The following is a 20492-nucleotide window of genomic DNA, read 5'->3' on the forward strand; positions in this document are numbered from 1 at the left end:
ACAGGAACTGAAGCATTTCCTGATAAATACCGCAGTATGAAGCAGTTCTCGGTTGACGAATCAATATTTCTCGGATAAGCAATCTGAAGCTTTGTTGAGATGGCAATTTATTGTGCTGTGAAGGCGATCGCATATCGGCCTCAAGATAGCCAAAACACTGCTCTACCAGCAGAAAGAGAAATACCCGGTAGATTACCGGGTATCAGGAACAGAAAAGAAATTACCTTGCAGCTAGCAAAGCCCTAATAAGAGTGAATAGACACTCACCCCACAAAGGTGAAAAATTCCTGCAAAACCTCTTAAGCTTTGCGCTTGCGCTGCCGGAGGGAACCTGCACCTAGCGCTCCAAACATTAGCATCGCCAGTGCAGAAGTGGGTTCTGGCACGGAGACACTTGGATCACCAGGTTCATCAGGTTCACCAGGTTCGCCAGGTTTACCGGGTTCGCCAGGTTCACTTGGCTCAGTCGGAATTTGATCCGTGGGAATTTCACCGACAAAGATGCGAGTGCTTGCATCTTCAGAATAGTCTTCTGCAGTAATTTCACCGCTCAGCACGCTGCTTACATAATCTTCAAGAGCTTGCTGGTAGGTAGTGCCCAAGTTGATAAAATCAGCACCACCAAAGGGATATTCATCCCCACCTCTAGCTAAGAAGTCGATTGTTGCAATGGAAATGTTGGGTGCGCCAGAGACAACTTGCCCGTCTTCCACAATCACAGTACCGTCGTTCAAAGTCACAGTTTTGACGCGTGTGCCAGTGGTTGTAATCTCGCCTGTTACATCATCTGTAACCTGAGCTGTACCCGTCAGATCATAGGCAAACTTAAATCCAGAGATTTGGGCAAACCGTCCGTCTGTATTTTCAACATTTGAAACAGCATTTTCCAGAATCAGTTTAAGTCGCTCTGCACTGACATCTGGCACGATGCTGACGAAGTTTGCAAACGGCAGAATGCTGAAAGTATCTAACTCTGTAAAATCACCTGCTGAGATGATGGAGTTATTCCGAATGCCGCCTCCGTTCTGCAGAGCAATGGTAGGAGCCTCAACGCCAAAATCATCTGCCAGGTCTGTGCCTGTTGCAAGTAGGGCGTCAGCAATCAGGTTGCCCAAGTTGGTTTCTTGGGTTCTTACTCCAGGTGTCCCAGCAGTGAAGTCGCCTCGCTGCCCGTCCAAGTCTACTTCGCTAGTTGCCAGGACGTTTTCTGCCAACGCTTCAACAGATTCCTGAACAGGCGCGATCGCCTCCGCTTGTACACTGGGGTCAGGCGCAATCCCATCTTCTGCAAAAACACGAACAGGGCTACCGTTAAAGGAAACTACCTTCCCGGCATCGTCAAATTCAATCTCAAGTTGCCCAATATACTCATATCCTCCTGTCGTCGTGACTACAGGAATCGCATCACCATCAGCATTCGTTGCTTCTAGCGGGAAAGGTCCAAAGGGTGCCGTGGTAGCGTCAGCAGGTAACAGAGGGTTGCCAGGATTTGCCAATAGTTCTTGACCGCCCCCAGAGACAATCACATCAATGCCGCTCAATTCTGAGGCAAGCGCTACGTCATTGTTAATGGACTGTAGCTGTGTCGTCAAAATGATTTTATTAACACCTTGAGCTTCTAGAGCATCAATCTCTGCCTGCACTTCTGCGGCAACATCGTTAGGATTTTCGACAGTTACATTGCGAGGACTGGAGATGAAGGGAAGTTCAGGCGTGATGGCTCCGATGATACCGATTCTCTCTCCGCCTTTTTCGACGATTACGCTACTAGCAACTCGTCCTTGATCAACCAACGCTTGAAGCTGTGGTTCACCGCTGAAGTCTAAGTTTGCTGCCAAGAAGGGCACAGGAGTACTGAACTGATCGCTACTGATGAAGTCAGCCAGAATTTCTGGTCCAAAATCAAAGTCGTGGTTGCCGAGGGCGATCGCATCGTAGCCAACTGCATCTAAGACAGCAGCGTCGTAAAACATGCCATCCTCAAGACTGGCATTGAAAGTTGTTCCTGGCAGAATGTTGTCGCCAGAGGCAATTGTGACGACTGCATCTGTGGTTGCGCTTGCTCTTAGCTGATTAATCAGCGTAGTAAATCGGGCAGCTCCTGCAATCTCACCATTGTCGCCAGCAGGCAAAAGCCTAGACTCAGCATCATTGTTTTGCAGAAGCGTCAGTGTAAACGCCTGCGCCGGATCAGAACTCAGCAAACCGACCAGACTAACGACACCCGCAGTCAAAACTGAGGGTCTTATGAACTTGTAGATAGTCATGAAGTTTCTCCCTATCCATGAATTTGCGGGAACCCTTCATGAAGCTATCGAGTTGAGGTTAAGTAGAGGTGTATTGAGGTTAAGCAAAGACCAAGAGATCAAGAATTTACTTAATCTTTATTCATCTATCTGTAGCTTTACTGCAACTTCACAAAAGTTGCCAGACATCCCCATAACCTCACTTGAAGTTCAACTAATCGAGGGTGATCGAGCAGTGTGGTCATTAGGCAGTGTTTTAAAACCTTTTGATTCTCCTTGACCCTCCTTAAAAAGGAGGGAACTAAACCGCTCAGAGTTCTCCTTGAAAAGGGGGAATTAAGGGGATCTTCAAGGTTAGGGCATTCACCCCAGGCTTTTAAAACAGGCCCTAGGGAGATTAGTATCAGGTACTCATTACCACTGAGCCATACTCAGTTGACTTCCCACCAGCCCAAGCCAGGACCAAGGAATCGAACCACAACCCAGTAAGCAACCAAAAGACCAATCCCAACCCATGCGCCACGGGTGCTGAGGTTGACGAACTGGCGGGCTTGACTCTTTTTGATCGGCAGCCACGAAAGGATATTCTCTTCCTGTCCGTACTTATCCCCCAGAGATTCCTTGCGGCGTTTTGCGTCTCCCATGTCTCTATCCCATCGAGTCTCACTAAACGTAGTCTGATGCTGATAATAACGTTTTGTCAGGAGCGATAGCCGTGAGTAAAGGGGGAATGAAAGTAAAGAAGTTTTGAGTTAATGCCAATTTCCTTTAATGCTGCCTTTTTTAGAACGCTAGTCAAACATGGAATAGTCTAGTTGAGTAAACAATCCAGGATCGACATAGTCAATACGGGCGAGGGGACTGAGGGCTGAAAGCACTTGATGTCCGTAGCTGCGATGGTTGACTCGGTTGTCGAGCAGGGCCACAACGCCCTGGGATTCACGCACAGGGGCGATCGCCCGCTGCAATTCGCTCAGCGCTTCGGGCAAGAGATAAAGTCGGAACCAGTCCTGGCGATGCTTTTTGTAATAAGCCACTCGACCCGCCACCAACGGTTCTTCCAAAGAGGGAATCGGTAATGTGGCAATTACCAGCAGATGAGGCGCAGGCAAGACGGCTTGATTTTGTCGCCAAAATTCCCAACCTGTAACCAAAATGCCGTGATCATCAAGGCAAGTTTTTTCAACTTGAACCCGTGAACCAAACTCGGCCGCCAACACTGAGCCAACCTGGGCTTTCAGCGGTACGTCACCAATCAGTACAACGGTCAGACCTTGCCCAGCCGTGCTGAGTCCTAGAAGCTCTCGCATCTCCTGCATTAGCGCAGGCTGGAAATGGGGGGTGTTGGGCATGGGTAGCCCATCGGGCAGGTAAAGCTGAATTAGCTCATTCTGGCGATCAGGCGAAAACTTGATGCAGGTCAGATCCTCTAAACCGACGCGCTGCCGATACATAGTTGCTTCTGGCTCTAAGTCCAGGGCACCGCCGATCAGCACGACGGGCTGTTTTGTCCAGATGGGGGTTAACGCGGTTGCCACTTCTGCTGGGCCACAGTGGAGAGAAAATTGACCTTGCCGTCTAGCAATTTCTGTCCAGGTGAATTGGTTTTCGGACTGCAAGCCTTGCCAGAAGTGATTCCAGGTTTCAGGCAGACAGCGCGATCGCCGCTCATTCTCATTCTGTGCAACCACACCATCCAGCGCAGCAGATGCTGCATTAGCAGTCTGTAAAGCTTCATGTAGCGAGTGCAAAATCTCCAGTTCTGGCGGTTCAACCAGATAGCAATTATAAGGATTAGCAGGATGCTGAAAGATCGAGCGCGTCAACTGCACTCTGGCATCACGAATCAGTTCTGCCTGGTCAGGGCACGCCAGCATTAGCTGATCCCAATCCTGCGGCTGAATGTTGACGGTCAACAAATCGCGTGCCCAGATCTCTAAATCATCTACGCCGTCTAGAAGGGTGGGAATGCCATCGGGAAAGCGGCCCTGAGCAAACAGCCGATCGGTCAACCAGGACTGAGGAGAAGTCAGCAGCAGCCCTTCAAAATCTTTGCTGGGCCAGCGATCGCCCGTCTGAATTGCCTTGTGAGTCGGAATCCACTGTCTCAGGCGCGGAATCTCAACCATCAGGAGCCGCTGCTGCACGGCTTCGGGTACCACCAAAATTGCAGAGCCTTGCCACAGCAGGGCAGGCATCAAGTAGCTAAGGCGGTAGCGCCCATGATAGCCAGAAGGAGTCCCCGCTTGAATCAACGCACTCCGCCCCAAGCGCAATGCACGGGCAACTAGCCGAGCCATTGTCAAATGGTGCGGCCAATAGGGTTCGCCCTGCTCTCGCAGGAAAGCGCGGAGTTGCTGGTGGACTTCTACCTCAATCACGAGCCTGGAGTTTTTCCACTAACGAATGAACTTCATTGTGACACAAACCCTAAGACTCGCCATCCGCTACCATAAGTCCACTTGACTGAATGAGTGTATTCAGATTTTTGTGTAAATGTGGGCATTCTGCCCGCATTTACACAAAAATCAAATCAGTCTCACTCAATGGATTGGTTATGAATATTGGGATTGTTGGGCTGGGTTTAATTGGTGGATCGCTAGCGTTAGATTTGCGGCATCAGCACACGATTTTTGGAGTCAGCCGTCGTCCTGAAACCTGTGAGCAGGCGATTGCCCGTCAAATCGTCGATCATGCCAGTCCCGACCTGGCACTCATGGCAAAAGCAGATGTAGTATTTCTTTGCACGCCACTGGGAGCAATCGAGTCTACCGTGACGCAACTGCTCCCTCATTTTTCCTCCAGCACCATCCTCACGGATGTAGGTTCGGTCAAGGGATCGGTGGTCAGGGCGATCGCTCCCCACTGGCAAAATTTCGTAGGCGGACACCCAATGGCGGGTACTGCCGAGAGCGGACTGGATGCGGCTCTGACAGGTTTATTCGTCAATCGACCTTACGTACTCACCCCGATTGACAGCACCCCCGCTAAAGCTGTAGAAACTGTGGCAGAACTAGCGCGATCGCTCCAAGCGCAGGTTTACCACTGTTCTCCTGAAGCTCACGATCGGGCAGTTGCCTGGATTTCTCACTTGCCTGTAATGGTTAGCGCTAGCCTAATTGCTACCTGCTTGAGTGAATCCAGTGCAGAAGTCTTAGCTTTAGCTCAATCGATCGCTAGTTCTGGCTTTCGAGATACTAGCCGCGTTGGTGGCGGCAACCCCGAATTGGGCAGAATGATGGCGGAATACAACCAAGATGAACTGGTGCGATCGCTCCACGCCTACCGTCACCAGCTTGATCAGGTCATTACCCAAATTGAGCAATCAGATTGGAATTCAGTGCAGCAGCTACTCACCCAAACCCAAACCGCCCGTCCTCAGTTTTTGTCAGACTCAGAAAAGGAATAACTTCTAAAGCTCATGCAGCGCTGGAAGCAACTCCCTGTAATTCGTCCAGTCGGGTCAGCACTTCAGTGCTGTGAATTGCTGGCTGTACGCCGATATAGCGCTCCCGCAAAATGCCTTCTGGGTCAATCAAGTAGGTGTGCCGCAGCGAAACGTAACCTAGCCAGGAACCGTATGCCTTGCTAACTGCACCGTCCACGTCAGCCAACAGCGGGAACCGCAGACCCTCAGCGTCACAAAACTCAGCATGAGAATCGACATCATCGGCACTGATACCTAAAATCTGCGTATTCCTTTCCTGATACTGAGGTAGATCTTGCTGAAACCGACGCGCCTCTAACGTGCAACCGGACGTGAAATCTTTGGGATAGAAATAAACTACAACCCACTGCCCGCGATAGTCAGATAGCGAAATTTCACCATCACCTGTATTGGTTGGCAAAGTAAATCCTGGGGCAGGCTGGTCGAGCGGTGGCTGCGTTCCGCCCAAAGCCAGGGCAGATGGTGTAAAGCCGAGAGTGATTAGCGTGAAGCAACAAACAAAGAGAAGATGGAGCAGAAGGCGACGCGACATAGGCAAGGGGTGAGCAAATCACAACTGTGGGGTTAAGTTAACATAATTTTACAGAAATCTAGATGACTTCCACAGTTGATAAGTTTTTTAGAAGAAGTTGCGCGTTTGTTTGATCAACAACTGGGCTGATCTTCTAAGTAAAGAGATAGAACTTACTTAGATGGCGATCGCCATGCCACAAACTCAGCCATCAGTTAATATCTTTAACACCGTGCATTTGCCATATAGCCGCCCATACAGCAACCTCCAAAAGGTTGGTGAGAATAAAAGAGGCTTGATTTGCCCAAATTTTCATAAGCCATCTCACAAATCATTTAGGGCTGCTATAGTTTGTGAGATGAATCAGACCTTAGGTGAAAATGTGTTGCATTTCGCGCGCATAGTACCTGTTTCCAGAAGCTAGATATAAACTGAGTAACGATAGACTGCAACTCCTCATAGACTAAACTTCATCGCTTTAGAATCGAGGCAGTGTTAAGCCAAGTTACGTCAGCAACTTGATTTGATCAATTTGACTGAAGAAACTGAAAGTCTTTCAGCAAACTCGACAGTCCATGTATCTTCAGAATGGCTTCTCTGCTACTTCTGAAAGATCTAGCCCTAATATTTAAAGCAGTAGCGGTGGCCCTGTTTTGGCTCCTACAGACCTGCATCATTTTAGTCAGGGATTTTATTGTGACTCCTCAAAAAGCTCAAATTCAAGCACTGATTAATGACATCGATAGAGTATTGGGTAAAGCCAGTCCTCGGTTGCCTTGGGTTATGTCCGGAGACGCAACCCAACAACGTCAAGTTTTAGAGCAAACTCGCAACTATTTAATTGCTCTTCAACAACAGGTGTCTGCGCCAGAATTTGAGCCAAGTAGTACGGGTGGTGATCTAGTTGCTTATGGTGCTTCAGCATCGTTGGGCGGTCAGCCGCAACCAGGACAGGGCGCAACTGTAGAATCAGCACAGCAAGTTTTGCAGGCTGTCTTGGAGGAGATGAGCTATTTGCGGGCAAACGTGATGCAGCCATTGCGCTCAGACATTGAGGAGATGAGCCAGCGGCGAGAGAGCTTAGTTCAGGAGATCAAACAGCTTGAAGCCGAGCGACAGCAATATGCGTTGCCCCAATCTGATGAGTTTTTCCAAACCTTAAGGGCACGTTTGCGAGAAGACCTGGCTGGGCAAATGACCCAAATGGTAGCCAGCCTGGAATCTGACAATGCAGAAATGGCTTTGAGAGCGGCGGATGAAGAGGGCGATTTAGAAGTATCGTCTCAGTCTTTGTTGACCCCCGCTCAACGCCTGAAACAGTTGCAAGCGATCCAGTCTCAGTCAGACCAACTGATTCTTAAGCTAGACACTACGCTTAGGGTTGTGTTTGACTCGCTCCAGGATAGTGTAAAGAGCTATCAAGAATCTCTAGGGCAGGGGCTTGAGCGAATGCACGGCTTTGGGCAGCAGGGTGAGGCTATGTTTGCCGCCTTGATGAGCCGCTTGGCTGGAGAATTGGGACGAGGAGCTTCTTCTTACCTTCAATCTTCAATTGAAACAACTGATTGGGAGCCGCGCCCAACTCTACAAGGAGCCGATCAACCAGTCTCATCTGGAATAACCCCCACCGATACGGTCGAGGACACCCTACCCCAACCTGGTCAGGTAACTGGAGAAGACCAATTAACTTCAGCAGATCAACTCTCTACTGAGCAGGTGAGTGATGCTGAAATTGACAAGTTATTGAATGAACTGAATGAGATCGCTCCTTCCACAGCTTCAGATCAGACTTCGGAGCAAACTAACTTAGAAGACTCAATGTCTGCTTCTGCGGCTTCCGTTGACCCTGTTACTGATGCCGAACTAGAAGATCTTGACCTGCTGACCTTTGAGCTAGATGATTTGCCCTTGGAGGTTCCCCCTGATGCTGATGACACTACAGCATTCCAGGTCAGTGAGGACTTTCAACTGACTGAAGCAGGGATATCCACTTTTCCAGAGTCTTCGTCAGCAGAGAATACTACTCTGTTTCAGAACGATCAATTTGAGTTTCCGTTTGATGAGCCTGCTGCTGCTGATGCCAATGAGACAAATCTCACAGCCGCAGCTTCAGAACCACAGATTGCGGATTTAGATTCAGCCCTCGATCTGCTCAATCAGCTTAGCGTTGAGCTGCATGAAGAGCCTGGTGAAGACGAGCCAGAGTCAACGCCCGTCATTTTAGAGTCAGCGATTGTTCCCGAACCGCCTGACGAAGATGAATCTGAATTGCCCTCAACAGATTCGGTGGAGATGTCTGCGGCACCTGTTGCCTCACCCGACAACCTTTACAACCAGCTTGATGATTTCTATCAGAACATATTCGGTGCAGGTGAGAATGCCGCTGCTGAACAGTCTGAAGCTCGACTAACTGACCTTTCTCCCAGTGAATTAGCGGCTGATTTAGGCGTTGAGCCGATTGCCACGCCGACTTCCCCAGAGCCAGTGCAAGAAGCAAATATTCCTGGAGATCTAGTGAATGAAAGCAGTGAACAGGCGATCGCTCCCCTAGACGATGCGTTTCTCAGCAGCGAACTGAGCGATGAACTATTTGGTGGGTTGGGCGATCCATCTGAGTCAGTCGACGATACACTGCTTTCCCTTCCGCCAGAGGTTCTGGTGGATGAAACTTCAACAGACCAACCCTTAGAAGACTTTCCGCTCGACTTGGGGCTAGAAGATTTTCCACTGACCGATTTGTTGAGTGAAACTGATCTGTTGAGTGAAACTGATTTGTTGAGTGAACCGGACAGCATTTCTGCCGAAGTTCCAGAGATGTCTTTGGCAGATGAGGAAATTCTGCCTGTTGTAGAAGATGAATCTGAGGATGTCACAGAAGAATTATTGCCTCCGCCTCAGGCACAACCCACTCCTCCAGATGAAATAGATACGATTGCTAATCTGTCTGATTTACTGGGCTCGACTCCTGCTGAAGTTGAGCCTGAGATGCAACCTGAGCTTACGGTTCAGCCTGAGGCGATCGCTCCCGTTGAAGATACCTACATCACGGCCGCTCCCGACGAAGACTTGCTGGTGACCGAAGAATCTCAAACCGATCCTCGCGTTGATCTTCAGCTCGATCCAGATGTCCTTGAGCAGTTGACGGCTGACCTATCTAATCTAGAAGGTTTGCAGGGCAGCAACCTTTCTGCCTTAGAAGCAGATTTAGAAACGACCGAGTCACCAGATTGGACCTTCGTAGACTGGGATGAAACAGAACCTGCGGTCGAGCCACCTCCAGCACTAGCTCCAGAGCCACTTTTAGAAGATACAGATTTCCTGGAACCAGAGATCGAGGCAGTTGAACCTGTCGTTGAGCCTTTACCCGAAGACTCAATTGAGGCGATCGTCTCCCCTGATGTGACTCCCTCTAGTTCTTCTGAAACACCCGACACGATTGACGATCTGTTTTTCCCCGATACCTCAGATTTATCGGATTTGCTTTCCTATCAAGAAGCTCTTGCTGCTGAAGTCGCCGATCAGGAAATTAGCTCATTTGAGGACGAGGAGCTAGGAGATTTTGGCGATCGAGAATTAGATACCTTTACTAGCGGCTCCTTTACTGGTGGATTGAGTACAGAACTGCCACTGCTGGATCAGAACACGACCCTGTCCGATCTGTTTAGCCCTGAGCCTGATTTATCCACCGAATCAGATCTAGAACTAGAAGATGATCTGCTAGCTGATGATTTTGAAGATCTAACTTCCCCAGCTTCGTCTCAACGAGAAACCACCTTAGAAGAACTGTTTGCGATCGCTGAAGTCGATACTGCGGCTCCGCCACCCCCCCCTTCAGAGACAGAAACTTCTGACGTATTTGACCCGTCATTTGAGCAAAGCTCAGCAGAATCTTCCCAGCCCGACTACGACCTTGCGCTAGAAGACTTGTTTGCGCTACCTCCAGATGACCTCGATGCAGCACCTCTTCCAGAGGGAGAATATGTGCCGACCGAGCAGGATGAGCTTCAGTTTACAGAGCCTCCAAGTTCTTCCTGGACAAGTGAAACAACGCTGGAGGGGCTATTTGACCTGCCAGGTTCCGAAGCTGCCCAACCCTCAGTTGAAATCCAAGAGCTGACCTTAAATGATTTTGTTCAAGAGGTTGCTGCTCCGGACGATGTGCCTGTTTCTCCTAGTCCGTCTGATCCGCTCGATGAATCCAGCTCAGCAGTGTTGGACTTTGCGGACTTTGAAAATCTAGAACCAGAGCAACCAAACATCCAAGAAGAACCTGATACATTCACCCTGGAAGGACTGGATAGCCTATTCGAAGAGGTGTCTGAAGCAGAATCACAATCTTCCGCAGCACCCTCTGATGAGCTTGACCTATCTACTGACTTTGAGCCATCTCCAGAACTGCAGGCTGCTTCTGAAGATTGGACGCTAGAGAATGTTTTTGCTGAACCCGAACCGTCCGTCGAGTATGGCTCTGCAACTGATTTAGATTTTGATTTTCTAGAAGCAGTTCCGCCTGTCGAGTATGGATCTACAACCGATTTATACACTGCCGACTTAGACTCATTAGATCTGCCTGATGTAGAGTATGGCTCTGCAACGGATCTGCCATCTTTTGAAGTGGATTCTGAGCCTGAAGCAATTTCCTCTCCTGATCTTGATTTTCTGGGAATAGAACCAACAGACCCTGAAGACGCTGAAAAAAAAACTCTAAATTCAGACCTGACGGAGGTATCTGAACCTGATTTAGAGTTTACGGATGTGAATTTTGCGGATGCAGAGTTTGCAGAACTCACCTCAGACTTAGTCACTGAACCTGAGCCAGAAACAGAGCTCGAAGTCTTGCCAGATGACAGTTCAGATGACAACTTAAGTTACCCCAGTGCTATAGAGGAGTCTGCGGAGCTTGAGTTGCCTGAGCTAGAGCCAGAGATAGTTTCTGGAGCAGAACTTGAGTTACCTGAGCTAGAGCCAGTCCCTGAGGCAGAACTTGAGTTACCTGAGCTAGAGCCAGTCCCTGAGGCAGAACTTGAGTTACCTGAGCTAGAGCCAGAGATAGCTCCTGAAGCAGAGCTTGAGTTCGCGTTAGAGAATGGTCTGACTAATTCGACAATTGCCTCGGCAGATGACATTTCGGCTGAATTGTCAGTCGAAGCGCCTATTGATATTCCTGAAGCTCCTACCGAAATCTCGGAAGAAGAGGGAGTAGACGATTGGAGCGATCGCCTTCCTGCTGATTTTGACCCATCTGACCTTCCTGCTGCCAGATTGGATGATGCTAACCCCTTCCCTGATATTGCATTGCTTGATCCTGGTTTTGGGCTATCAGGTTTGGAGTCAGGACTGCAAGGTGAAATTCCACCATCTGGAGAATCAGCCGAAGAACCAGTTGCTAAAGACTGGTATCTAGGAATCGATTTTGGCACAACCGGTATTTCTGCCGTTTTGCTCAACCGCTCAACCTGCGAACTTTACCCCATCTATTGGTCAGAGGCACGACCCCAAGATCAGGGCGGCTTCGTCGCAGATAAGTCTTTTCGGTTGCCTGCGATCGCCTATCTATCAACCGGACGCGACACTCCAATAGATCCCAATCTGCCATCCCCAAACCAGGATCAGGCTGCCGTCACCTCAGTCGCAATTGGCTCTCTCGCCCTTGACCTTAACCAGCGCAACCAGTCTGGCGATGCAAACTTCGACGCAGATTCTTGGAGGCTATTGCTGCGGGACTTTAAGCCCTATCTGAGTATTGGCGTTCCCCATTATTCTCCTCAAACATCAGGCTGGGAGCCTGTTTTACAGTGGTCTGATCAGCATCAGCTAGAGATGAGTTGGCTGCACCAGGCGTTACAAACGCTGTTGGCGACCCTCAGTCATCATCGCTTGTCTACTCCCGCGCACTCAGCTCTAAGCTGTGCAGCCGTTGGACTAGATGCAGCAACGTTCCAGACTGCTCTACGGCAGCTTGCTGGTGTAGTCATGGGCTACCCCGCCCATTGGTCAGATACCTACAGCTTCAACATTCGAGAAGCAGTACTGGGAGCCAGATTGGTTGCCCATCCAGAGCAAATCTTCTTTATTGAAGATGCGATCGCCACTCTCCTATCGGGACTACGCAGTTCAGACGGTCGAGCCGTTGTACTGCCCAACAATCTTTCTCAAAAACCCTACCTCTACAACACCGATTGGCAAGGCAGCACCCTGGTAATTAGCGCTGGGGCAAGTGTGACTGAGATGGCACTCGTTGACTTGCCTAGCGCTCTGCAAAATCTCACCTACCAAGATTTCACCTTACGCAGCCTTCCCTATGCCGGAAAAGCGCTCGACCAAGACATCATTTGCCAACTGCTGTATCCTACCTGGTCACGCCAACCCCGTCGTTCTGACACTGCTTCTGAAGGTTACACGCTTAGCTCAGGACAAACTCCTAAATCTGGTGCATTTGTAGATGGCTGGCACTGGCAACCAACCGAATCTAACTCTGAAACCATGACCTGGGCAAGTTTAGAACTAGAAAACTTAACTCTGCCCTCTGCTGGAGAGCCAGACCCCGTCAACCGACAGCGGCTACAGCAGCGGCTTGAAAGCTCACCCATGGGTCAAAGCCTACTGGACGCTGCAAGGTACCTGAAACTCATTTTGCAGCAGCAAGATCGGTTCAATCTAGAATTGGGCGATCAGCAGTGGACGGTGATGCGCCGAGAGTTGGGTAGCCGTGTGCTGCTGCCGTACATTCAGCGGCTAAACCGAGAATTAAATGCTTTGCTGACTCAGAGCGGTGTACCGATTCAATCGATTAATCAAGTGGTTTGTACGGGTGGTACAGCTTCCTTTGGGGCGATCGCCCGCTGGCTCAGGCAAAAGCTGCCAAATGCCACCATCATTCAAGACACCTACACTAACAGTCGGGCTGGTTCCACCCAGGAAAGCCGCCTTCCTACCTGTAGCCGAGTTGCGTATGGGCTAGCAACCTTACCTCTTCATCCCCAGGTACTCAACTTACCCCGGCAGCAATACAGCGACTATTTCCTGTTGATGGAATTGCTCAGAGCATTTCCTGACCAACCCCTCTCCCTCTCTCAAATCATGCAGATGCTAGAACGGCGGGGTATCAATACTCAAGCTTGCCGTTTGCACATCCTGGCTCTTCTAGAAGGACATCTTCCTCCTGGTTTGGTGCCCACTGAAAAGCACGCTGATTTGCTCGCTCAACAATCCAAGCAAAATCCAGATTACCAAATGCTACTGGCAGCTCCATTGTTCCAAAAGCTCGACAGCCAAACCTATCGTCCTAATTACCAGCAGTGGAATCACTTCCGCAGTTATCTCAGCACCATTACAGCCAGCACCCACCAAAAGCTGTCAGAGCCTCTCACCGTTGGGCTGAGCGTTTCTACTCAGGAATAAGCCTCAATAGAAGGTGCTGTTAAGCGTAAAAATAGACTTCCTGCATGAATCATTTTTTGAAGTGCGAATGGGGGCGCGGCTTAGCCGTGCCCCCATTCGCACTAAAGGTCTATATCCAAATCCAACTGAGCGAGTTGAGCAATGCCGTGGAGTGATTAGACATTACGCCATAGCGCTTATACAATTTTTATTTGCCAAACCCTAGATTTAACCTTGGCAAAAGCAGTTTTTTACGGAAGTTCAGTACATTAGAACTTTATAAAACTCCAATCCAGTTCAAAGATTGGGCAAATGCAATCTATTTCCCTGGCTCGATCCAAGAGTTGCCTCTTATATTTACAGAAGGTTGACTTTCAGCCGACTGACCTGTAGAGGAGATGACCGCGAATCGTGATTACCACTTCCAACCCTCCTTCTTCCTTGTTAACTCACTCACCTGCGCTGACTCACTTGAATGAGATCATTGCCTCTTCCGCAGAGGTGCATCCTTCTGTAAATAGTAAGGCTAAGCGCCTGATTGATATCCTGGGAGCGCTGGTTGGTCTAGCAATCACTGCCCTTGTGGCAATCCCAGTGGCGATCGCCGTCCAGTTTGATAACCCTGGCCCAATCTTCTACAGCCAAATCCGTTGTGGACTGAACGGCAACACCTTCCGCATTTGGAAGTTTCGCTCAATGGTTATCGAAGCTGATGCTCTAAAGCACCTGGTTCACAATCAGGCAAAGGGCAGCATTTTCAAAAACCGCAATGACCCCCGCGTCACCAGAGTCGGTCGCTTCTTACGCCGTACTAGCCTGGATGAATTGCCCCAATTTTGGAATGTTCTCAAAGGGGAAATGAGTTTAGTTGGCACCCGTCCCCCAACCGTAGATGAAGTGATGAAGTACAAGCGCCATCACTACAAGCGTCTACTGGTTAGACCTGGAATCACCGGGGAATGGCAGGCTAACGGGCGCTCTACCGTCGAGGATTTTGAAGACATCGTCAAAATGGACATCGCCTACCAGACAAAGTGGTCAATTGGCTACGACATTGCCCTCATCTGGAAAACAATTCAGGCAGTCCTAAATAAAAGTGGAGCTTACTAAAGCTTGCATCTAAGCTTGGTTGAAGCATGAATCTACAGGCGCACTGGAACCAGTGCGCCTTTTTTGTCTAGATTTCACGGGTGTTTCACAAAAGCCCTCAGCCAATTCTGATCAGCCTCAGATCCAAGGTTCATCATCGTCATCAGTAGGTTGATCAGATTGAGCAGATTGATCTGGTTCATCGGAGCGATCGCCCCAATAATCTGAATCTACTGCCTTTGCCTTATTGGAAGAGATCGTTGAATCTGATGGAGTTGTGTCTGGTGCTGGTGGTGAACTGCTTGAGGCATGTTTCACGTCCGGATCAAAGATTTCTTCAGCCTGCACGGTTAACGTTTGAATGCCTTCTTCTACCTGTTTGCCTAGTGTTTGAGTCCTTTCTTTAAGCTGCTCTGCTAGGGTTTGGCTTTTTTCCTTTGCCTGTTGAGCTATGGTTTGAGATTCAGCCTTAATCTGTTCGCCAAACGTTTGCGCTCTGTCCTTTGCCTGCTGAGAGAGGAAATGGGCACGTTCTTTTGCCTGTTCTGCTAACGTTTGTAGCCGTTCTTTGGCTCCTCCAGTAGCAGATTGGGCGCGTTGGGTGAGCGATCGCCACTCCTGGGTTGCCTGCACATAATCCTCCTTGAGCACGTCCCCGGCCTTCGTCAGCCTTTGCTTAATGCCTTCCCGATACAGCGCACATTTGTGAGCCGTGGTTTCTGAAACCAGCACTCGCTTACTGCCAACGCTCAAAATTTGTGTAGGCGGAAGCTGATACACATCCCCTGCAATGCCGCCCCAACCGCTAGAGATGAACAGGTATTGCGTAATCGCTCCCGTTTTCAGGTTAAACAAATAATCGGTGATTCTGCCAATTTTGTTGCCTGCATCGCTCCAAATTTCGTGACCAATCACAGATTCCAGCTTTCGTACCTTATCGGCATCTGTTTCTTCTGGCTGCCCTTGGGTCAAAACCCCGTTTGTACCCAAGGTTGAAAGTTGGGCTAGCTTAAATGCTGTCTTTTTAGCTCCCAAGAAGCCCGACTTGCAGACAAACCCCAACACTTGATGTTTAGGAGGATGCATCCACAGCACTTCGACTCGTCCTAATTCTTCCAGGCTGTTGCGGTCAAGCACTAGCTGATTCAGCAACTCACTTTGCTTGATTACCTCTGGTCGAGTAGTCATACAGCCCCAAGGTCAAACTATTTCTCGCATCCCCTCAAGTCTATCCTAGAGGCTGGTTCCATCTTTAAAGCTGTAGGTTGGGTGAAGCAAAGCGAACCCTAACAATCGCAGGTATCCCGGTGTTGGGTTCCGCTGCACTTCACCCAACCTACAAAAAGAAAATCCCCAGCCGAAGCCAGGGATTAAATCAGGGTGCATCTACCATTCCTTTATTCCCTATACACCCCTTCTATCAGGAAAGTTTTCGGCAAAGTTAGAAAATTATTCTAATTTGCTTCTCCTAAAACAATAGCGTGCCAGGGTTTGCGCTGTTCTCCAGTGTTGTCAAACACAACATGCTTGACGACGGTGTATTCCTCCAGCGCGTAGTAGGACATATCCTTGCCAATGCCACTTTCCTTGAAACCGCCATGAGGCATTTCACTGGCGATCGGGATGTGGTCATTGACCCAGACCGTACCGCACTCCATCGCTGCTGACATTCGCATGGCTCGCTGCACGTTGAGCGTCCAAACGCTGCCTGCCAATCCGTAGGGCGTATTGTTTGCCAACTTGATTGCCTCAGCCTCGTCTGAGAAGCGATTGACTACCACGACTGGACCAAAGATTTCTTCACGCACACAGTTTGAACCCTCGGGAGCATCTACCAAAATGGTGGGTGGGTAGTAGAAACCTTCACTTTCCGGTAGTTCGCCACCTAGTGCCACCTTAATTCCCTGCTGGCGGGCTTCTTCGACATAGCCTTTGACCTTGAGCCGCTGAGTTTCGCTGACCAGCGGACCGATGTCTGTCCCTTCCTCAAACGGGTTACCGACCTTCACCTGTTTGGACAGATCAATAAAGCGGTTAAGGAACTGGTCAAATGCCTCGTTTTGCACATAAATTCGAGTGGCAGCAGTGCAGTCTTGCCCGCTGTTGACGTAGGAGGCTGCTACTGCCCCATGCGCTGCTGCCTCAACGTCCGCATCAGCGAAGACGACAAAAGGTGCTTTGCCGCCCAATTCTAGGGTGACGCGTTTGACCATTGGGCTGGCGAGTTCGGCGATGCGCTTACCCGTGCGAGTACTGCCCGTGAAGCTGATCATACGGGTGTTGGGATGGGTACAAATTGCTTCACCAACCTCGGCTCCCCCCGTGACGACGTTGATCAATCCAGCAGGGAAGCCAGAGTCGAGGGCAATCTTAGCCAGTTCAATCGTAGTGACAGGCGTATTGGGTGCGGGCTTAATTACAACGGCGTTGCCTGCTGCCAGGGCTGGCCCAAGCTTCCAAATTGCCATCATGAAGGGATAGTTCCAGGGGGTAATTGCACCGACTACGCCGATGGGTTCACGCCGAATCATGCTGGTGTAGCCACCGATGTAGCTTCCGGCAGCGGCACCTTCTTGCCGACGCAGCACTGAGGCAAAGTAGCGCAGGTTGTCGATCGCAAAGGGAATGTCGCCTTCAACAGTTAGCTTCAGCGGCTTACCAGAATTTTGGCTTTCCAGCCTTGCCAATTCTTCGCTTTTAGCTTCCAGGGCATCACATAGTTTCAGCAGTGCTGCGCTGCGTTCTCCATAGGAAAGGGCGGCCCAGGCGACTTGCGCTTGTTTAGCGATCGCCACCGCCTGATCAACATCTGCCTTACTTCCCAAAGCAACCGTTGCAAACACTTGTCCAGTTGCAGGATCAATTAGATCTTCGCTGCCTATAGAGACGAGTTCTTCTCCAATCACCATTGGATAATGAATCAGCTTGTCCATAAAAACCTCTTGAATCAATGAAGAGTTAAAAATTCAAAGTGCAAAATTTGTAGAGTAGCGGTATCGGTAGGGGCGAAGCATTCGGTTACAATCTTGCAACTAAAGCACAATTCTTTTGCCGACTGCTTCGCCCGTACACCAAACTAGTGCTTCTTTCCGAAACGGGGTCAGTATTAGTCAGGGAGAAGGATGCAGTCGTTAGCATTCCAGGAAAGGGACTGTTCGGGGCTGAGGTCTGCGGTTGAGCTGAGTTGAGTGACGGTGAGTAATCCGATGGGCGTTTCGACCTTAAGTTCAACGAGTTGACCAACATAGGTAACACTAGCAACTTTGCCAGAAAGTTGATTGTCTGCTTTAGCAGTCTTAGCAGTTTCACCCAGGCACAGTCGTTCTGGACGAACCATCAGGGTTACAGCGTCGCCAATAGTGGGCGATCGCTCCGTCAATGTGACCCAAATCTTCGTTCCGCTAACCTCAACAGCAGCCGTTTCTCCGTTTGCTTCTAGAACTGTGCCTTTGAGAAAATTGGCTTTACCAATGAACTGAGCTACAAACAGCGAAGTGGGGCGATCGTAAATTTGCTTAGGAGTGCCAATTTGCTGCACTTGACCGTTGTGCATCACGGCAATGCGATCGGACAGCGCTAGCGCTTCCTCCTGGTCGTGAGTCACGTAGATGAAGGTAAGATTTGTTTGCTTTTGCAGATCGCGTAGCTCCTGACGCACTTCCTCCCGAATTTTGGCATCCAGGGCAGACAGCGGTTCGTCCAGGAGTAACACTTTGGGACGGCTGATCAACGCCCTTGCCAGGGCAACTCGCTGTTGCTGTCCGCCAGAAAGTTGTGAAGGACGGCGATCGCCCATTCCTTTTAACTGAAACATCCGCAACGATTCCTCCACCCGCTCAGCAACTTCAGCCCGATTAGTTTTGGCAATTCGCAGCGGATAGGCAATATTCTCAGCCACCGTCAAATGCGGAAACAGGGCATAGCTTTGAAACACGGTATGCACATTACGCCGATAGGGAGGCTGCTCCGTCACCTCCTCTCCGCCAATCCAAACTCGTCCATACTCAGGAATCTCAAATCCCCCAATCAACCGCAAAGTTGTTGTTTTGCCAGACCCGCTCGACCCCAACAGTGAGTAAAACTCTCCGGGCTGCACGTCAATCGTCACATCCCGCGCTGCAAAAATTTCCCCCGCTGCCGTCGGGTAAATCTTACTCACCCCTTCCAAATAAACAACGCTACCATCCCTCATTCTTCATCCCTCATCCCTTCCCACAACCCACTGACTCAGCAACACAATTCCCGTACTTGCTATTAATACCAGTGTCGCAACTGCGGCGATTTCTGGGGTAATGTCTGTTCGCAATCTGCCCCAGATTTCCATTGGTAGTGTATTGTCTCGCCCAGTCAGAAAAATCGTCACGACCACCTCATCAAACGATAGGGTGAACGCCAGCAGCGCCCCTGAAACGATCGCACTGCGAATGTAAGGGAAGATTACACCGCGAAAAACTTGGGCTGGTTTTGCTCCCAAATCGTAGGCAGCTTCCTCTAGGCTCCGAGGAAACTGAGACAGTCGCGTCAAAATTGGCCCTAGCGCCACCGGCAGCCCAAATACGGCGTGCCCTAAAATCACTGTCCACAAGGAAAGCTCAAGCCCCAGGCTGGAAAAGTAAGCCAGCATTGCTACTCCTGTGACCACTCCAGGCAACAGAATGGGCAAATTTAACGCAATCCGAAAACTGGTTTTGCCGAAGAACTGATAGCGGTAAATTGCAAAAGCAGCTAGCAGCCCAAATGCAGTTGCCAAAAGGGTTGCCATTGCTGCTACTTGCAGCGAATTCCAGAGGGAGAGACGCAGGGAGCGATCGCCAAACGCCATCTCATACCAGTTAATAGTGAATCCCTTAAACGGCAGCGACAGAATTGCCGAATCATTAAAACTGATGAAGATAAGAGTGGCGATCGGCAAATACAGAAAAGCGTAAACCAGGATTGTCCAGAGAGTTAAAAGCCAGGGTTGCTGCTGAGTGTGGCGTTTTTCCGTTGAAGAGGGAGCATTAGTCATTAGTAGTTAAGCTGCATCGCCAACGGAGCCGGGTTGACACGCCAAAGCTGCTCTAAATGGGTAGCGGGCACCGTTAGATACAAAACATCTCCTGCATCTAGACTAACTTCTAGCAAATCCCATCCATGAATAGTTTGGCAGCGAGTTTCAAGATAAAGCGGTACAAAATCAGCCGTCATCGCTGCTTCTTTCACTCGCCGACCACAAAAAGGATGCCCTGGTGTAATGATGGTCGCTAGCGCTACCCACAAACTATCAGCCGTCATCCCATTTCCCAAGACTCTCCCACCCAGGGCTGCTGCTGCAAAAGAAGGAGCCGCAAGTTCGGCTGGGCTCAGAACCGCCTCAAAATCAAATACTTGCTGAGCCAGTGGCGCAAATTGGGGATCTTGATTGCGGACGATCACAGGTAATTTAGGAGCAAGTCCCTTGGCAGTTAGGGCAATTTCCAGGTTAGCCACATCATCGCTGGTGACAGCCAAAAGAGCTTCAGCTTCAGCAACATTGGCAGATTCCAGAGTCGCGAGAACGCTAGCATCTCCCTGAATCACCGGCACTTTAAGCGAGTGGGCAACATTCAAAAAACGATTGTTAACGTCAATTCGGCTTAAGCAAACGCAGGCAGAGCAGTGTCAATGAGCAGGGAGGGCTTCTTGGGTTGGTGGCAGTAGGCGATCAAGCCACAGACTAAGTTTACCAGGCAGTTGACGGGGGAGCGATGGCGGGAATGCTCAATCTGAGAAATGTTCTTAAGCTGGTCAATTACAGATTCAATGACCGCTCGTCGGCGCAGCAGCAGCTTATCACTCA

The 20492-nt window shown here is 49.8% G+C and carries 12 protein-coding genes and 1 pseudogene; 3 read left to right on the forward strand and 10 right to left on the reverse strand.

All coding sequences use genetic code 11. From position 1 onward, the window contains the following. Positions 1 to 299 precede the first annotated feature (299 nt). The 3 genes from H6F88_RS03875 to H6F88_RS03885 form a co-directional block, all read right to left on the reverse strand. Positions 300 to 2267 carry a 5'-nucleotidase C-terminal domain-containing protein gene (locus tag H6F88_RS03875; RefSeq protein WP_190641408.1) on the reverse strand — a complete coding sequence of 656 codons (1968 nt, stop codon included), beginning with the start codon at positions 2265 to 2267 and terminating at the stop codon, positions 300 to 302. Between the two features lie 410 nt (positions 2268 to 2677). After that, positions 2678 to 2890, reverse strand: a complete 213-nt coding sequence (locus H6F88_RS03880) for a DUF2839 domain-containing protein (protein WP_190641409.1) — start codon at positions 2888 to 2890, stop codon at positions 2678 to 2680. Between the two features lie 147 nt (positions 2891 to 3037). Beyond that, positions 3038 to 4627 carry a helicase C-terminal domain-containing protein gene (locus tag H6F88_RS03885; protein ID WP_190641410.1) on the reverse strand — a complete coding sequence of 530 codons (1590 nt, stop codon included), beginning with the start codon at positions 4625 to 4627 and terminating at the stop codon, positions 3038 to 3040. 176 nt (positions 4628 to 4803) lie between these two features. Between H6F88_RS03885 and H6F88_RS03890 the strand changes: the two genes are divergently transcribed. Beyond that, the gene (locus H6F88_RS03890) at positions 4804 to 5655 is read left to right on the forward strand and encodes a prephenate/arogenate dehydrogenase (protein WP_190641411.1); all 852 of its coding nucleotides are present in this window, start codon (positions 4804 to 4806) and stop codon (positions 5653 to 5655) included. A 10-nt stretch (positions 5656 to 5665) separates the two neighbouring features. Here H6F88_RS03890 and H6F88_RS03895 read toward each other — a convergent pair whose 3' ends face one another. Further along, complete coding sequence (locus tag H6F88_RS03895; protein WP_190641412.1) at positions 5666 to 6226, reverse strand: peroxiredoxin; 561 nt, start codon at positions 6224 to 6226, stop codon at positions 5666 to 5668. Between the two features lie 675 nt (positions 6227 to 6901). On the opposite strand from H6F88_RS03895, the gene H6F88_RS03900 reads away from it, so the two are divergent. After that, entirely contained in the window at positions 6902 to 13606 is a 6705-nt protein-coding gene (locus H6F88_RS03900; protein ID WP_190641413.1) for a hypothetical protein, read from the forward strand. 441 nt (positions 13607 to 14047) lie between these two features. Further along, a complete protein-coding gene (locus H6F88_RS03905; protein ID WP_242042499.1) occupies positions 14048 to 14695 on the forward strand; it encodes a sugar transferase in 648 nt (215 codons plus the stop codon). A 117-nt stretch (positions 14696 to 14812) separates the two neighbouring features. Here H6F88_RS03905 and H6F88_RS03910 read toward each other — a convergent pair whose 3' ends face one another. The 6 genes and pseudogenes from H6F88_RS03910 to H6F88_RS03935 form a co-directional block, all read right to left on the reverse strand. Then, a complete protein-coding gene (locus tag H6F88_RS03910; protein WP_190641415.1) occupies positions 14813 to 15862 on the reverse strand; it encodes a PRC-barrel domain-containing protein in 1050 nt (349 codons plus the stop codon). A 266-nt stretch (positions 15863 to 16128) separates the two neighbouring features. Next, the gene (locus H6F88_RS03915) at positions 16129 to 17607 is read right to left on the reverse strand and encodes an aminobutyraldehyde dehydrogenase (RefSeq protein ID WP_190641416.1); all 1479 of its coding nucleotides are present in this window, start codon (positions 17605 to 17607) and stop codon (positions 16129 to 16131) included. A gap of 173 nt (positions 17608 to 17780) precedes the next feature. Continuing rightward, positions 17781 to 18866: an ABC transporter ATP-binding protein gene (locus H6F88_RS03920; protein WP_190641417.1), complete on the reverse strand. Its 1086-nt coding sequence runs from the start codon at positions 18864 to 18866 to the stop codon at positions 17781 to 17783. A gap of 3 nt (positions 18867 to 18869) precedes the next feature. After that, a complete protein-coding gene (locus H6F88_RS03925; RefSeq protein ID WP_190641418.1) occupies positions 18870 to 19682 on the reverse strand; it encodes an ABC transporter permease in 813 nt (270 codons plus the stop codon). Next, positions 19682 to 20281, reverse strand: a pseudogene (locus tag H6F88_RS03930) (NAD(P)-binding protein); the annotation flags it as partial. The gene H6F88_RS03925 and the pseudogene H6F88_RS03930, both read right to left, overlap by 1 nt. Before the next feature lie 8 nt (positions 20282 to 20289). Continuing rightward, a partial coding sequence (locus H6F88_RS03935) for a transposase (protein WP_242050370.1) occupies positions 20290 to 20492 on the reverse strand: 203 nt, incomplete at its 5' end.

It is taken from the genome of Oculatella sp. FACHB-28 (genome assembly GCF_014696015.1).
Classification (GTDB): domain Bacteria; phylum Cyanobacteriota; class Cyanobacteriia; order Elainellales; family Elainellaceae; genus JAAUTN01.

What these genes read in the sequence shown, in the direction of transcription:
- H6F88_RS03880 (WP_190641409.1), bottom strand. Translation starts at nt 2,890, where the DNA reads ATGGGAGACGCAAAACGCCGCAAGGAATCTCTGGGGGATAAGTACGGA.
- H6F88_RS03875 (WP_190641408.1), bottom strand. Translation starts at nt 2,267, where the DNA reads ATGACTATCTACAAGTTCATAAGACCCTCAGTTTTGACTGCGGGTGTC.
- H6F88_RS03915 (WP_190641416.1), bottom strand. Translation starts at nt 17,607, where the DNA reads ATGGACAAGCTGATTCATTATCCAATGGTGATTGGAGAAGAACTCGTC.
- H6F88_RS03925 (WP_190641418.1), bottom strand. Translation starts at nt 19,682, where the DNA reads ATGACTAATGCTCCCTCTTCAACGGAAAAACGCCACACTCAGCAGCAA.
- H6F88_RS03920 (WP_190641417.1), bottom strand. Translation starts at nt 18,866, where the DNA reads ATGAGGGATGGTAGCGTTGTTTATTTGGAAGGGGTGAGTAAGATTTAC.
- H6F88_RS03890 (WP_190641411.1), top strand. Translation starts at nt 4,804, where the DNA reads ATGAATATTGGGATTGTTGGGCTGGGTTTAATTGGTGGATCGCTAGCG.
- H6F88_RS03910 (WP_190641415.1), bottom strand. Translation starts at nt 15,862, where the DNA reads ATGACTACTCGACCAGAGGTAATCAAGCAAAGTGAGTTGCTGAATCAG.
- H6F88_RS03895 (WP_190641412.1), bottom strand. Translation starts at nt 6,226, where the DNA reads ATGTCGCGTCGCCTTCTGCTCCATCTTCTCTTTGTTTGTTGCTTCACG.